We start from the raw sequence: 13978 nt of genomic DNA on the forward strand, positions 1-13978 counted from the left end.
TACGGCGAGTTCGTTAGATCAAGTTCGGATGCCGGAAGTCCAGAGCCAAGGCGCCGCGACGACTCATAGCCCGCTATGGGGAGGAGCGGCAACGCAGGATATGGACTGCCGGCGCCGAAATTGACTAACAGAACTCGCCACACAGGCGACCAACTCGCCCAGGCGTTTTTTGGGGCGATGGTGTTTACGTGTTTAAGAGCTCATCGCCCTCAATCGACTCACAGACTTAGATCTTGCCGACCAGGTCCAGGGACGGAGCCAGGGTGGCCTCGCCTTCTTTCCACTTGGCTGGGCACACTTCGCCCGGGTGAGCAGCGACATACTGAGCAGCCTTGATTTTGCGCAGCAGCTCGGAAGCGTCACGGCCAACGCCGCCGTCGTTCAGTTCGACGATTTTGATCTGGCCTTCCGGGTTGATCACGAAGGTGCCGCGGTCAGCCAGACCGACTTCTTCGATCAACACGTCGAAGTTGCGGGAGATCACGTGGGTCGGGTCACCAATCATGGTGTACTTGATTTTGCCGATCGCAGGCGACGTGTTGTGCCAGGCAGCGTGGGCAAAGTGGGTGTCGGTCGACACGCTGTAGATTTCAACGCCCAGCTTCTGGAACGCATCGTAGTTGTCAGCCAGGTCTTCCAGCTCGGTTGGGCAAACGAAGGTGAAGTCGGCCGGGTAGAAGAACACGACAGACCATTTGCCTTTCAGATCGGCGTCCGACACTTCGACGAAGTTGCCGTTTTTGTAGGCGGTAGCGTTGAACGGTTTTACTGGGCTGTTGATGATAGGCATCGTTGACTCTCCGTCAGGGTTGAAAAGTTGATGGAGTGAATCCTACCTACCCGGTCGCCTGATGGCTCATTGGCAAACCTGATGCTGCTGATTGGTTTTCGCTATTAGCCAACACTATTAATAGAAGAAAATCGTATCTAATCGCCGACAGCCTTTTCAGCGTTCCGGGCCATCCCTGAGAAACGGGCTGGCCCTCGCGATTAACGCAGAGCCAGACACCGCTTCAGGGATGTTGAAGGACGATTAACCCGCTACCGGCGTGCGCATAGTGACGAACTCTTCGGCAGCGGTAGGATGCACGCCGATGGTTTCGTCGAAATCGCGCTTGGTGGCGCCGGCCTTCAAGGCAATCGCCAGGCCCTGAACGATCTCGCCCGCTTCCGGGCCAACCATGTGGCAACCCAAAACCTTGTCGGTCTTGCCGTCCACCACCAATTTCATCAACGTGCGCTCCTGGCTCTCGGTCATGGTCAGCTTCATTGGCCGGAAACGGCTTTCGAAAATCTGCACCTCATAGCCTTCTTCCCTGGCCTGCTCTTCACTCAGGCCAACGGTGCCAATGTTCGGCAAGCTGAATACGGCCGTGGGAATCATCTTGTAGTCGACCAGACGATACTGCTCAGGCTTGAACAACCGACGCGCCACTGCCATGCCTTCAGCCAGGGCTACGGGCGTCAACTGTACGCGACCGATCACATCGCCAATCGCCAGAATTGATGGCTCAGCGGTTTGATACTGCTCATCGACTTCGACAAAACCCTTCTTGTCGAGCGTGACCCTGGTGTTCTCCAACCCCAGGTTGTCGACCATTGGACGACGACCCGTAGCGTAGAACACACAGTCCGCCTGCAGTTCGCGACCATCCTTGAGGGTCACGTTCAAACTGCCGTCGGCCTGCTTTTCTATGCGCTCGATGTCGGCATTGAATTGCAGATTCATCCCGCGCTTGGTCAGCTCTTCCTGCAAATGCTTGCGCACTGCACCGTCGAAACCGCGCAGGAACAGCTCACCGCGATACAACAAGGTGGTTTCAGCACCCAGCCCGTGGAAGATCCCGGCGAACTCTACGGCGATATAGCCGCCGCCGACCACCAGAACGCGCTTGGGCAGTTCTTTGAGGAAAAATGCCTGATTGGAGCTGATGGCGTGCTCATGCCCCGGAATCTCGGGGATCTGCGGCCAGCCGCCCGTGGCAATCAGAATATGCTTGGCGGTATGGCGCCCGCCGTTGATCTCGACCTCATGCGGGCCAACGATTTTGGCGTGACCTTCGTGCAAGGTTACGCCGCTTCCGACCAACAGATTGCGGTAGATACCATTCAGCCGATTGATTTCGCGATCCTTGTTGGCAATCAGCGTTGCCCAATCGAAATTCGCCTCGCCCAACGACCAGCCAAAGCCCTGCGACTGCTCGAAGTCTTCGGCAAAATGCGCCCCGTAAACCAACAATTTCTTCGGCACGCAGCCAACGTTAACGCAAGTCCCGCCCAGATAGCGGCTCTCGGCTACTGCCACTTTCGCGCCAAAACCTGCAGCGAAGCGTGCTGCTCGTACACCGCCGGAACCGGCGCCAATCACATAAAGGTCAAAATCGTAGGCCATTTTCAATCTCCTCGGCGGGCCACAAGCATACCCGCTGCAGCTTTCTCGGTCAGCGCTGCGAATGACATGGGGCCGGAATCGAGTAGGAGGCGGCTTCACAGCCGCCGTCCTCTCACACCACCGTACGTACGAATCCGTATACGGCGGTTCAAATTATGCGATTAAGCCGGTTGATTGCATCCAGTATTGAGACCAGTCCATACCGATCCCACAGTTTCTTCGGTAGCACGTGATTCAAATGCGCAGCACCGGAACTCCACCATGGGCCTCGGCCATTGAACGCCGATATGCAGGCGCGGTGCCTGCTGAGCCCTAGGCGTATCAGGTTACGAGCCCTTGTTGAGGGCCGCTTCCATTGACGCCATATGGCGCAGCGCAGCTTACGACGCACCCAACCATCCAACTCCTCAAGGGGCCGCTTGCTCTGGCTTAGCTTGAAATAACCTGCCCAGCCACGCAGTACAGGGTTTATTCGCTCAATGACAGATGCCATCTTGCGACCCCGCGCTCCGCGCAGTAGTTCTCTGAGTCGGTCACGTAAGCGACTCAGACTCATCGTCGCTACTCTCAGCCTCGGTCGTTGGTGCCAGCTCATCCCGTAGCCCAGATAATCACAGACCCAAGGCCTTGCCACGCGACTCTTTGCCCCATTAAGCGTCAATTTCAGACGCTGGCTCAGAAAGCGCTCGACACCGGCCATCACTCGCGCACCAGCCCGCTGACTGCGCACATAAATGTTCGCATCATCGGCATAACGCACGAAGCGATGACCTCGCCGCTCCAGCTCACGGTCAAGTTCGTTGAGCAAGATATTCGACAGCAACGGCGAGAGCGGGCCGCCTTGCGGCGTCCCTTCCTGCCGTCGGCCGGCGATCCCGCCCGACATCACGCCGGCCTCGAGATAGCGACGGATCAGCGCTAATACCCGCCGGTCTTCAACCTGACGCTGCACATAGGCCATCAAAACATCGTGGCTGACCCGGTCAAAGAACTTCTCCAGATCGAGTTCCACGCACCAGCGGTGACCCGCCGCCACATGGGCACGGGCTGTTTCGATGGCTTGGTGGGCGCTTCTGCCCGGACGAAAACCGTAACTGTAGTCCGAGAACAGCGGGTCGAAGATCGGCGTGAGTTGTTGCAGCAAAGCCTGTTGGATCAGACGATCCACGACGCTGGGGATACCCAGTTGTCTTGTCCCGCCTTTGGGTTTGGGGATATCGACGGCGCGTACACCCTGTGGGTGATACTCGCCGGCCAGCAACCTCGCCTTGAGGATCGGCCAATACTGTTTCACGTAGTCCGCCAGTTGGTCGACCGTCATGCCATCGGCACCCGGTGCGCCCTTGTTGCTGACCACGCGCTGATACGCACGCCTGAGGTTGGCGGGTGCAAGCACCCGCTCCATCAGCATGTCCGGCTCCGCGTTCGTCCACGTCACAGACGCCGTCGATACCTGTGCGCTGTCAGCCGTCATCCTCGGATTCTGTCCGGGACTCGGAGTAACAGTCTTCTCTGGGAGAAGTTTCTGCATTTCGGTATTCAACGAGACTTTGACACCTACTAGCGGCATAACTTGTTCAGCCCTTGGTGGCGCGGTTAACCGCCACTTACTACGGCTTCGGCTGACTTCTGCACGCTCATCCCGTCGCCTCTCGACGCTCGGTAGCACAGTGGCAAACGTGCAGATCTCCCAGGGTAATTCGCGCGACCTTCCTGCTTATGCCTGTCGGATCTACGTCGCAGCGTCCCGTGCAAGTATTGGGCTTTGAGGAAGTTTGCCCCCTTACCCCACTGCGCCGCCTCTATCCGCTTCCTGTTCGTCAGGCCAGCAGTTTGCCTCGGGCTTCCTTCAGATTCGCAGTCGCCCGCGACACCCTTGCCTCTGGCTAACACTTCCCCTTGCCGGGTGTGTAGAAGACTTTCACTTCCAAGTCACCAGCAAGACCACCACAGCCAAGCTGATTGCGCTTACGCGCAACGCGCCATGCCTGGCGCACAAACGAAAAAGCCACCCGAAGGTGGCTTTTCAGAACAAAACAGCGAAGCGCTTTTAGTAAGCCTTGCCCGTCTTGTAGAAGTGTTCGAAGCAGAAGTTGGTCGCTTCGATGTAGCCTTCAGCGCCACCGCAGTCGAAACGCGTGCCTTTGAACTTGTAGGCAATCACGCAACCGTCTTGCGCCTGTTTCATCAGGGCGTCGGTGATCTGAATCTCGCCGCCTTTGCCCGGCTCGGTTTCTTCGATCAACTTGAAGATGTCCGGCGTCAGAATGTAACGACCAATGATCGCCAGATTGGAAGGAGCATCTTCCGGCTTTGGCTTCTCGACCATGTTACGGACGCGGTACAGGTCATCACCGATCAAGTCGCCAGCGATTACGCCGTATTTGTGGGTTTCCTGCGGGTCGACTTCCTGGATCGCAACGATGGTGCAACGGTACTGTTTGTACAGTTTGACCATTTGGGTCAGTACACCGTCGCCATCCAGGTTGACGCACAAGTCGTCCGCCAGCACGACCGCGAACGGTTCATCACCGATCAACGGACGACCGGTCAGAATCGCGTGACCCAGGCCTTTCATTTCGGTTTGACGGGTGTAGGAGAACGAGCACTCGTCGAGCAGCTTGCGGATGCCGACCAGGTACTTCTCTTTGTCAGTACCTTTGATCTGGTTTTCCAGCTCGTAGCTGATGTCGAAGTGGTCTTCCAGGGCGCGCTTGCCACGACCGGTAACGATGGAAATTTCTGTCAAACCAGCGTCCAGTGCTTCTTCAACGCCGTACTGGATCAGTGGCTTGTTCACCACCGGCAGCATTTCTTTAGGCATGGCTTTAGTCGCTGGCAGGAAGCGAGTACCGTAACCGGCTGCTGGGAACAAGCATTTCTTGATCATAAAAGTCCTTAAAAGGGCTGTGTGTACGAGTTTCGGCGCAGTCTAATCAGGCGGCGAGCACCTTACAATGCCCCGCGCTGGCTAACCGATGCCATCATAGAGAAATATTCCCGCGGATAGTTCCGCAGCGACGCAGATTAGCCTCCAGGCTAACGCGTATCGAACAACGCAAAGACTTCACTTTAGACCAGTGAACGCGCCCAGGCACTTTTCCAGTTATCATTGCGCGATTGAACCAGCCAACGAGGCAGATAGATGTCGGCAGCAAAAAGCGTAAACGGTTACCTGATCAATCAGGCCAAAGATGGCCAATGGTGGGTCGACAGCGCCAGTGGCGAAAACATCGCCGGGCCTTTCCCTTCTGAAGCAATGGCGATCGAGGTAGCCTCGGTGCTGCAAGACACCCCTCCGGCACCCAAGCGGCGCGGCGCCAAGCCTGAGTAACACCTGCGCCGCAAAAGAGCCCTGCCGCCAACGCGCAGGGCTTTTGGGCGTCTATCTGTACCGAAAAGGCTGTTCGCTATAGCATCTCGCTGCAGGGTGACCCGTGCCCGTTACGCCCTTTCCACTCGATGACGACCCTCACATGAAAAAATATCTGGCTCTGATTGCGGTGTTGGCCTTGAGCGGTTGCGCCACGGCCTCCAAAACCTATCTGGATAACGGCGAACAAGGCCTGTCAATCGACTGCTCGGGGGAAGCCAATTCCTGGGCCAAATGCTATGAAATGGCTGATGCTTCCTGCGCTGGAACCGGCTATCGGATCATCGGCACCGAAGGCTCGCCAACCACCAAGGAAAGCGACAAGACCCTGGGTGTCGACGTTGGCAACTTCAAGAGCCGCAGTGTCGTTGTCGTGTGCAAGTAACCGGCAAGACGCTGTGGGCCGTTACATGTGAATTTCGGCGAATTTGATCCCGAGGCCACGCACTGTCTCGATCAAATCGTCCAGCCGAGCGAATGATTCGACCTCGTCGTTTTCATCCACCAGGAAAAAGCTGCGCCCCGCACTTTTCTTGAAGAACACAATCCATTCACCGGAGTTTGCCGGGTTTTGAATCACATGGGTCGCAGAAATGTGCCCCTCTGCATGCCGCTCTCTTACTTGCTCTCGCTTCATTGACCACTCCAGAAATGACAATGCCGCCAAAGCGCGAACCCGGACGGCATTGTGTCGATGGACGACAGTTTATCGGATGCCTTGCCCCATCAGCACGCCATTAACCGTTTGTCCGTACAGATTGACCCCATCGTTGGCGTGGAACTTCACCCGGGTTTTCTCAATGGAGCCGTCGATCAGCCGCGGATCCTGAGGGCGCTCATGGCTGTTGATGAACGCTGCAACGTCCCAGGCCTGCTGATCGCTCAAGGTCTGCGCTTTACCCAGCGGCATGTTGTATTTGATGAACGAAGCCGCCGTATTGATCCGATGCATACCGGCGCCCCAGTTGTAGGAGTCCTTCCCCCACAGCGGCGGCATCACATAGTCCTGGCCGACTTTTTGCCCTTGTCCGGCGTCACCATGGCAAATCGCACATTGCGTCTTGTAGACCTGCTCGCCTTGAGCAATGTCGTATCCCTTGGCCGGTTTCGCCACCTCAGGGTAACCGCGCCCCGGTAGCTCGACACCAATAGGCGCCTTGCTTGCCAGCCAATAGGAATACACCGACAAGGCGGTGATCTCCGGGCTGTCCGCCGCTGGCGGCTTGCCGTTCATGCTGTACTGGAAACAACCTTGCAGGCGCTCGGCAAAGGTATTCACCTTGTCGTTCTTCTTGCGATACGCCGGGTACAGTGGATAAGCCCCCCACAGTGGCGCGGAATTGGCCAAACGCCCTTGATCGAGGTGGCAATTGCTGCAATTGAGTCCGTTACCGACAAACTCTGGTGCCTGGCGTTTGGTGTCGACAAACAAGCTGTAGCCTTGCCGGACCAGTTTGCCAAAAGCGTTATCCGGTAATTCATGCTCGGTCGGTGGTTGGAAATATTGGGCATGACCTGCGGCAGGTGCCGGGGTTTGCAGTTCGGATTGGTCGTCCATGACGGTCGATGCGGCATCAACGTGGAGGCTCAACAGCGCAAAAGCCAGTGGCACAACATGACGAGATTTCATGGCTTGACCTCCTGATTGCCCAGTGTCGAGAAATAGTCGGCCACCGCATTGATTTCATCCGAGGTCAGGGACTTGGCAATGTGTCCCATCAGGTCATTGGGATCGTTGTGGCGGGTTCCGTCACGCCAAGCGTTTAATTGCGCCACCAGATAACTGGCAGGTTGAGCGACCAAGGGTGGAAACGCGACGCCGACGCCAACACCGCCGGGGCCATGACACATCACGCACTCTGGAATCTGACGATCCCAGGCACCACGCAGCGCCAGTTTTTCACCGGGGCTTTTGGGCGATTCATTACGCGTGATGAGTGGCGATTTGGGGGCTGGCATGGCCGCCAAGGCGCTGGAAACCGCTTGAATTTCATCTTCGGCCAAGGCTTTCGCCAATGGCTGCATCACCGCGCTGACGCGTGAACCGCTTCTGAAGTCCTCCAGTTGTTTGCTCAGATACCCCGCAGACAACCCCGCCAGTCGCGGAAAACCGGCTGCCGGCATACCCATGCCGTCGCCACCGTGGCAAGCAAAACAAGCCGTCGCACCCGGCTGCGCACCGCCCTGAGTAAATATTTTCTGTCCGTCTGCGGCATGGGCGCCGCTTACGGCAATGAGCATCACGCTGCTCAACACAATCCGGTTGAAAACCATCTCGAACTCCCTTTTCTAGTTATAGGCTTAGACTTATTCAGCATAAGCATACAAAGAGTAGGTGATTGTTCTGCCCGTCACAATGCGGGCGTCAGTACGAGATGGCGAAACCAGAGGGTTGGGAGTTTCACCCCAGGCAATCGAGTGAGTCACTCTGCGGGGACGAAAAAGCCCGGCCCCGGACCTTGAACAGGTACCGAGCCGGGCTTTGCGTAAATAGTGTCGTGTGCAGGCGAACAGGTCTTAACCGGAAATGCACTCATTGGCGGCATTACCGATATCTCCAGGCCGAAACGGCACATTGGACATGCTCTCGTGAAGCTTGATACTGCTACCGCCAGATCGCTCTTCGATGTCAAATACCGCAGCAGGGCCTGCGGACAATTTCCCGGGAACAATCACCCGCACGCCATCCTTATGCGGTTCCATCTGGAGCGCTCCGCGGGTCTTGGCCAACTTGGCGGCCACGCAGTTGGCGTACGCTTGAGGCTTTTTCCCCGAAATCACATTCATGGTCGGCAGCGTCTGACTAATGTCCGAGACTGTCGCACAACCACTCATCGCCAACACCAGCACTAAAACGCCCCGTCTCATACAAAACCTCCGATAAAGACCCTCCGACAGCACAAATACTGTTTTTCTCCGGAGACCGCTGCTTTATCACCCATAAAAACCCGAATAGCTGTTTTTATTGTCAAAGCGCCCAGCGGTAGCCCAATAATAAACCGTTCGGGCTGATAAACTGCGCCATCGCCCATGCTATCGTTTTGATTTTGTAGAAAAAGCCCTTCTGGAGGCGCCACCATGAAATTTATCCACCAGCGCGAGCACCTCAACGAAGATGACATCGTCGTCATTCAATGCTCCCAAATGTGCAACATCCGCTTGATGAACGACGCCAATTTTCGCAGCTTCAAGAATGGCGGCCGCCACACCTACCACGGCGGCGCATTCGACACCTTCCCGGCGAAAATCACCGCGCCAAGCACCGGTTTCTGGAACATTACTATCGACACGGTCAACCGTCGGCCGATCAGCGTGACCCGCAAACCGACGCTGACTCACTCGATCAAAATCATCCGCCGGTCCAGTTCGAAACTCAGCTGAGACCTCGGCCCGCACAGCGACAAACAGGTACGACCGTGGCCCAAACGACTAAATACGTCATCAAGTACAAATTCAACGGCGAGCGCCGCTTCGAGTTCGCCCAGCTTGAAAATGGCACTGAAGCAGAGGCCAAGGCCGCGCTCACCGCCATTCATGGTGAAACGTCAGACATCATCAGCGATATCAGCGTCAGCAAAGCGCTGTAACGCCGATACGCTCGGCAGCCACTCCGGAGTTCGACCGCAAGCACCGGAGTGTCGCCCCCCCTTGAGCTCCCTAGACTGGCACTCCTCAACCTTGAGTTCAGGAGCCGGAACATGTCCATTTCTTCGCCGCACCACACCTCGATAGCGCGTCATATCGACGGTGTCTGTGCAATGGGCGAACAGCCTCTGACCTCGCGCATCAACGCACTGGACTGGCTCACCCTGGAGCAAGACCTCGACCGGGACGGCTGCGCGACAATCAAAGGACTGCTGAGCCCTGAACACTGTGAAGACCTCAGCGCACTCTACGCTCAGCCCACGCTTTTTCGCTCGCAAGTGATAATGGCGCGGCATGGTTTCGGGCGCGGCGAGTACCAGTATTTCAGATACCCGCTGCCAGATATCATTGCTCGCCTGCGCAGCACGCTGTACCCAAGGCTTGTGCCGCGGGCCAATCGCTGGAATGAACGGATGGACTTGCCCACCCGCTTTCCCATGGAGCACGCGGCGTTTCTGCAACGCTGTCATGACGCAGGACAAGAGCGCCCTACGCCGCTGTTGCTGCAATATGGTCCGCAGGACTACAACTGCTTGCATCAGGATCTGTATGGCGAGCATGTGTTCCCGCTGCAAGTGGCGATTTTGCTGTCCGCACCCGGTGAAGACTTTACCGGCGGCGAATTCGTGCTCACCGAGCAGCGCCCACGGGTGCAATCACGGCCCATGGTGATGAGCCTCGAAAAAGGCGATGCGCTGATCTTTGCCGTGCATCAGCGCCCGGTCAAAGGTGTTCGCGGCGATTACCGGGTGAACGTGCGTCACGGTGTCAGTCGCCTGCACAGCGGCAAACGGCATACCCTTGGAGTGATCTTTCACGATGCGCAGTAAAGCGATGCCGCCAACGACCTTCGACCTGTTAGCCGATGACGATCAACAACCGGCCAGAACCGAGCAAATCGGCGAACAGTCTTTCGTTCTCCGAGGTTTCGCCCTGCCCTGGGTGGAGCAATTGCTACCGGTGCTGGAGAAGATTTTATTGGCCGCACCGTTTCGGCAGATGGTGACCCCCGGCGGTTTCACCCTGTCTGTCGGCTTGAGCAGTTGTGGCACGCTGGGCTGGACCACCGATCGCAGCGGCTATCGCTACACTCGCATTGATCCCGTCAGCGGCCAACCTTGGCCGGCGATGCCCGAGGTCTTTAGTGAATTGGCACAGGCGGCAGCACGAGAAGCCGGTTTCCATCACTTTGAGCCCGATGCCTGCCTGATCAACCGTTATCTGCCGGGCGCCAGGATGTCGTTGCATCAGGACAAGGATGAACGCTCCTACGATCCACCCATTGTTTCGGTATCCCTCGGCCTGCCGGCGATGTTTCTGTTCGGTGGCTTTGAGCGTAATGACAAGAGTCAGCGAGTGCCGCTGTTTCACGGAGACATCGTGGTGTGGGGCGGCGTGGATCGCTTGCGTTACCACGGCGTGTTGCCGCTCAAGGATGGCTATCACCCACAACTGGGCGGACAGCGGATCAACTTCACGTTCCGCACCGCGGGATGAAACCCGGAATTTGACCGCAAGCACCGGAGTGTCTTCACCGCCCACACTCGCCAGGCAGTTTTCGTACAGAGCCTAGGCTGAACTGAAACTTTTACGGGTAATGCCCATGACCACTGCCAAACACACCACTGAGCAAGATCCCCGTTGGTCCGCCGTGCTGGCTCGCGACTCGCGTGCTGACGGTCAGTTTGTCTACGCGGTGAAAACCACCGGAATCTACTGCCGCCCCAGCAGCCTGGCACGGCTGCCGAAACCGGAAAACGTCGAGTTTTTCGACACTGAGGAACAGGCTCAGGCTGCCGGTTATCGCCCGAGCAAACGCGCAGCAACGGACCAGACCCATCTCGCCGCACAACACGCCACACTGGTCGCCGCAGCCTGTCGGCAGATCGAGTCCGCCGAGACGGTGCCCAGCTTGAACGCGCTGGCAGAGACCGCACGAATGAGTGCCTTCCACTTTCACCGGGTGTTCAAGGCAGTCACCGGCCTGACGCCCAAGGGCTACGCCACCGCACAGCGCTCACGCAGGGTTCGTGAACGCCTGGAAGTCGCCAGCTCGGTGACCGACGCGCTGTATGACGCAGGCTTCAATTCCAACAGCCGTTTCTACGAGTCCGCTGACCATCTGCTTGGCATGAAGCCCAGCGACTACCGCGCCGCGGGCCAAAACACCGATATCCGCTTTGCCGTCGGCCAATGTTCGCTGGGGGCGATTCTGGTGGCACAAAGTCAACGCGGGGTGTGCGCGATCCTTTTGGGGGATGATCCCCACGCACTGGTCTGCGACCTGCAAGACCGGTTCCGCCAAGCCAACCTGATTGGCGCTGACCATGAGTTCGAGCAGTTGATTGCCAAGGTGGTGGGTTTCATCGAAGCCCCAGCGCTTGGCCTGGACCTGCCGCTGGATGTGCGCGGCACGGCGTTTCAGGAGCGGGTGTGGATGGCGCTGCGAGATATTCCGGCGGGCAGCACCGCCAGCTACGCCGACATTGCCCAGCGCATCGGCGCGCCAAAAGCGTTCCGTGCCGTGGCCCAGGCCTGCGGTGCCAACAGCCTCGCGGTGGCTATTCCCTGCCATCGGGTGGTGCGCAGTGACGGCGGTCTCTCGGGCTATCGCTGGGGCGTGGAGCGCAAGCGTCAACTGCTTGCGCGTGAAACCCAGCCTTAGAAAATGCCGATGTGTACTGCCACTGACTCAGGGCCGGTATAGGCCTCGAAGTCGGTGGCAAATCGGCGTTTGACCTGCGGATTGGCCTCAAAATACGCCCAGACTCTGCCCCACGCCTCGATGACACCGCCCGGCATCGCCCCCTTCGCCTCGAAAACCAGGTACTGGCCGCCCTGTACCTCAATGGTTTCATAACCGGGGGCGGCTTCACTGACCGCCACCCCGGCCATCACATCGAAAGCCCCGGAGGCATCGGACTCATAGCTGGAGTACACCCCGTAAGCCGGTGAATCCGGTTTTTTATTGGCAATTTTGTCAAACAGCCCATCGACAAAAAATCGCTGCCACATCGGACCGATTCTGGCGGTAGTTGCCTGCTGTTCAGCGCTGTTGAGCGTACGTACACGCAGTCCCGACACGCGGAATGGCGAAATCTCAAGTTGCTTAAAATCCATGGAACAACGCCTCCGTCGTTAACGATTCACATCCACCACAAGCGGCCACAATGCCTTGGCCCGGGTGCTGGCACAAGCGTTGTGCCAGGGTGTGGCTACCGACCGAGTCAATCACCGCACAAAAAAGCCACAAGCAATGTCACAACCGAAGGCTACGCTTTGTTGCACTCGGCATCTGCGCCTAAAGGCCACTGGTCTTGTGACGCTGACGCCTGCTACAAAACCGACTCTTGTCATGAGGAGAGCATCCCGATGAACCCGTGGCCTGACACGCGCATTCTTGATCTGCTCGGCATCGAATTACCGATCATCCAGGCGCCCATGGCCGGAGCCACCGGATCGGCCATGGTCATTGCGGCCAGCAATGCCGGTGCCCTGGGTTCAATGCCCGCCGCCATGCTGAGCATCGAACAGTTGCGCGCCGAGTTGAACGTCATCCGCCAACACAGCCAGCACCCGTTCAATGTGAACTTCTTCTGCCATCAACCACCGATGGCCGACGAGCAACGCGCCCGGCAATGGAAAAATCTGCTGGAACCGTATTACCGCGAATTGGGCGCTGACTTCGACGCACCGACCCCGGTTTCCAATCGTGCGCCGTTCGATGCCGCCGCCTGCGCGGTGGTCGAAGAGTTCTGCCCGGAAGTGGTGAGTTTTCACTTCGGCCTACCGGAAAAATCCCTGCTCGATCGGGTCAAAGCCACAGGCGCGAAAGTCCTGTCTTCGGCGACCACCGTCGATGAGGCGATCTGGCTGGAACAGCATGGCTGCGACGCGATTATCGCCATGGGTTACGAGGCCGGAGGCCATCGCGGAATGTTTCTCAGCAACGACCTGAGCAGTCAGGTCGGCACCTTTGCGCTGGTGCCGCAAATGGTCGATGCCGTGAGCGTACCGGTGATCGCCGCTGGCGGGATTGGCGATGCGCGCGGGATTGTCGCCGCCTTCGCCTTGGGCGCCTCGGCAGTGCTGCTGGGCACCGCCTACTTGTTTACTCCAGAGGCCAAGGTCAGTGCCTCCCATCACCGGGCACTGCGCAGCGCCAAGGAAAGCGAGACAGCGCTGACCAACATCTTCACCGGGCGTCCGGCACGGGGAATTCTCAATCGGGTCATGCGTGAACTCGGCCCGATCAGCCCCGCTGCCCCAGCCTTCCCGATGGCCGGCGGCGCGCTGATGCCGCTGCGCGCCAAGGGTGAAGCGGATTTCAGCAACCTCTGGGCCGGGCAAGCGCTGCGACTTGGGATTGAATTACCGACCGCAGAATTGACCCGCCGCCTGGCCGACGAGGCGCTGGCCTTGATGTCCCGCCGCTAAATACCGTTCGATTGATCGTTACCACGCTCTGCGTCTGATCAAACAGCGCCCTGCTGGCGCGGCTTAAAAATTGTATACAATTTTTGCGCGAAAACAGCCTGTGAGTTCCGTTCGTCGCCAATTCGCTATAT

At 57.9% G+C, this 13978-nt stretch carries 18 protein-coding genes; 8 read left to right on the plus strand and 10 right to left on the minus strand.

What is annotated here, in order from left to right; genetic code table 11:
• Window positions 1–226 precede the first annotated feature (226 nt).
• The 4 genes from ahpC to galU all read right to left on the minus strand — a co-directional run bounded on the left by ahpC (window position 227) and on the right by galU (window position 5282).
• A complete protein-coding gene (gene ahpC, locus BLL42_RS01570) occupies window positions 227–790 on the minus strand; it encodes an alkyl hydroperoxide reductase subunit C (protein ID WP_071550480.1) in 564 nt (187 codons plus the stop codon).
• 243 nt (window positions 791–1033) lie between these two features.
• Entirely contained in the window at window positions 1034–2392 is a 1359-nt protein-coding gene (gorA, locus tag BLL42_RS01575; RefSeq protein WP_071550481.1) for a glutathione-disulfide reductase, read from the minus strand.
• A 148-nt stretch (window positions 2393–2540) separates the two neighbouring features.
• On the minus strand, window positions 2541–3962 hold the full coding sequence (gene ltrA, locus BLL42_RS01580) for a group II intron reverse transcriptase/maturase (protein WP_071550482.1): 1422 nt from the start codon (window positions 3960–3962) through the stop codon (window positions 2541–2543).
• Window positions 3963–4442: 480 nt separating this feature from the next.
• Entirely contained in the window at window positions 4443–5282 is an 840-nt protein-coding gene (gene galU, locus BLL42_RS01585; protein ID WP_019690034.1) for a UTP--glucose-1-phosphate uridylyltransferase GalU, read from the minus strand.
• A gap of 255 nt (window positions 5283–5537) precedes the next feature.
• On the opposite strand from galU, the gene BLL42_RS01590 reads away from it, so the two are divergent.
• Together BLL42_RS01590 and BLL42_RS01595 are read left to right on the plus strand one after the other, a co-directional pair.
• Complete coding sequence (locus BLL42_RS01590; RefSeq protein WP_071550483.1) at window positions 5538–5726, plus strand: hypothetical protein; 189 nt, start codon at window positions 5538–5540, stop codon at window positions 5724–5726.
• Window positions 5727–5868: 142 nt separating this feature from the next.
• Entirely contained in the window at window positions 5869–6150 is a 282-nt protein-coding gene (locus tag BLL42_RS01595) for a hypothetical protein (RefSeq protein WP_071550484.1), read from the plus strand.
• A gap of 21 nt (window positions 6151–6171) precedes the next feature.
• On the opposite strand, the gene BLL42_RS01600 is transcribed toward BLL42_RS01595, so the two are convergent.
• The 5 genes from BLL42_RS01600 to BLL42_RS30160 form a co-directional block, all read right to left on the minus strand.
• Window positions 6172–6402 carry a hypothetical protein gene (locus BLL42_RS01600; RefSeq protein WP_071550485.1) on the minus strand — a complete coding sequence of 77 codons (231 nt, stop codon included), beginning with the start codon at window positions 6400–6402 and terminating at the stop codon, window positions 6172–6174.
• 69 nt (window positions 6403–6471) lie between these two features.
• Entirely contained in the window at window positions 6472–7323 is an 852-nt protein-coding gene (locus BLL42_RS01605; RefSeq protein ID WP_408004042.1) for a c-type cytochrome, read from the minus strand.
• Between the two features lie 68 nt (window positions 7324–7391).
• Window positions 7392–8039 carry a c-type cytochrome gene (locus BLL42_RS01610; protein WP_071550487.1) on the minus strand — a complete coding sequence of 216 codons (648 nt, stop codon included), beginning with the start codon at window positions 8037–8039 and terminating at the stop codon, window positions 7392–7394.
• Between the two features lie 243 nt (window positions 8040–8282).
• Window positions 8283–8633 carry a hypothetical protein gene (locus tag BLL42_RS01615; protein ID WP_071550488.1) on the minus strand — a complete coding sequence of 117 codons (351 nt, stop codon included), beginning with the start codon at window positions 8631–8633 and terminating at the stop codon, window positions 8283–8285.
• On the minus strand, window positions 8630–8845 hold the full coding sequence (locus BLL42_RS30160; protein ID WP_071550489.1) for a hypothetical protein: 216 nt from the start codon (window positions 8843–8845) through the stop codon (window positions 8630–8632). The genes BLL42_RS01615 and BLL42_RS30160 overlap by 4 nt, the downstream gene beginning before the upstream one ends.
• Here BLL42_RS30160 and BLL42_RS01625 point away from each other — a divergent pair.
• From BLL42_RS01625 to ada, 5 genes are all read left to right on the plus strand, one after another.
• Window positions 8844–9146 carry a DUF1883 domain-containing protein gene (locus BLL42_RS01625; RefSeq protein ID WP_019690029.1) on the plus strand — a complete coding sequence of 101 codons (303 nt, stop codon included), beginning with the start codon at window positions 8844–8846 and terminating at the stop codon, window positions 9144–9146. The genes BLL42_RS30160 and BLL42_RS01625 overlap by 2 nt on opposite strands.
• A gap of 35 nt (window positions 9147–9181) precedes the next feature.
• Window positions 9182–9352 (plus strand): hypothetical protein, encoded by a 171-nt coding sequence (locus tag BLL42_RS30165; RefSeq protein ID WP_167368522.1) that lies wholly within the window; start codon window positions 9182–9184, stop codon window positions 9350–9352.
• 171 nt (window positions 9353–9523) lie between these two features.
• Window positions 9524–10240 carry a 2OG-Fe(II) oxygenase gene (locus tag BLL42_RS01630; RefSeq protein WP_071555671.1) on the plus strand — a complete coding sequence of 239 codons (717 nt, stop codon included), beginning with the start codon at window positions 9524–9526 and terminating at the stop codon, window positions 10238–10240.
• The gene (alkB, locus tag BLL42_RS01635; protein WP_071550490.1) at window positions 10230–10907 is read left to right on the plus strand and encodes a DNA oxidative demethylase AlkB; all 678 of its coding nucleotides are present in this window, start codon (window positions 10230–10232) and stop codon (window positions 10905–10907) included. Before BLL42_RS01630 ends, alkB begins: the two co-directional genes overlap by 11 nt.
• Before the next feature lie 106 nt (window positions 10908–11013).
• A complete protein-coding gene (gene ada, locus BLL42_RS01640) occupies window positions 11014–12075 on the plus strand; it encodes a bifunctional DNA-binding transcriptional regulator/O6-methylguanine-DNA methyltransferase Ada (protein ID WP_129586921.1) in 1062 nt (353 codons plus the stop codon).
• Here the strand turns inward: ada and BLL42_RS01645 are convergent.
• Window positions 12072–12530, minus strand: a complete 459-nt coding sequence (locus tag BLL42_RS01645) for a GyrI-like domain-containing protein (protein WP_071550492.1) — start codon at window positions 12528–12530, stop codon at window positions 12072–12074. The two genes, ada and BLL42_RS01645, sit on opposite strands and share 4 nt — an antisense overlap.
• A 252-nt stretch (window positions 12531–12782) precedes the next feature.
• Between BLL42_RS01645 and BLL42_RS01650 the strand changes: the two genes are divergently transcribed.
• Entirely contained in the window at window positions 12783–13847 is a 1065-nt protein-coding gene (locus BLL42_RS01650; RefSeq protein ID WP_071550493.1) for an NAD(P)H-dependent flavin oxidoreductase, read from the plus strand.
• Window positions 13848–13978: the final 131 nt, after the last annotated feature.

Source organism: Pseudomonas frederiksbergensis (assembly GCF_001874645.1).
GTDB lineage: Bacteria > Pseudomonadota > Gammaproteobacteria > Pseudomonadales > Pseudomonadaceae > Aquipseudomonas > Aquipseudomonas frederiksbergensis_B.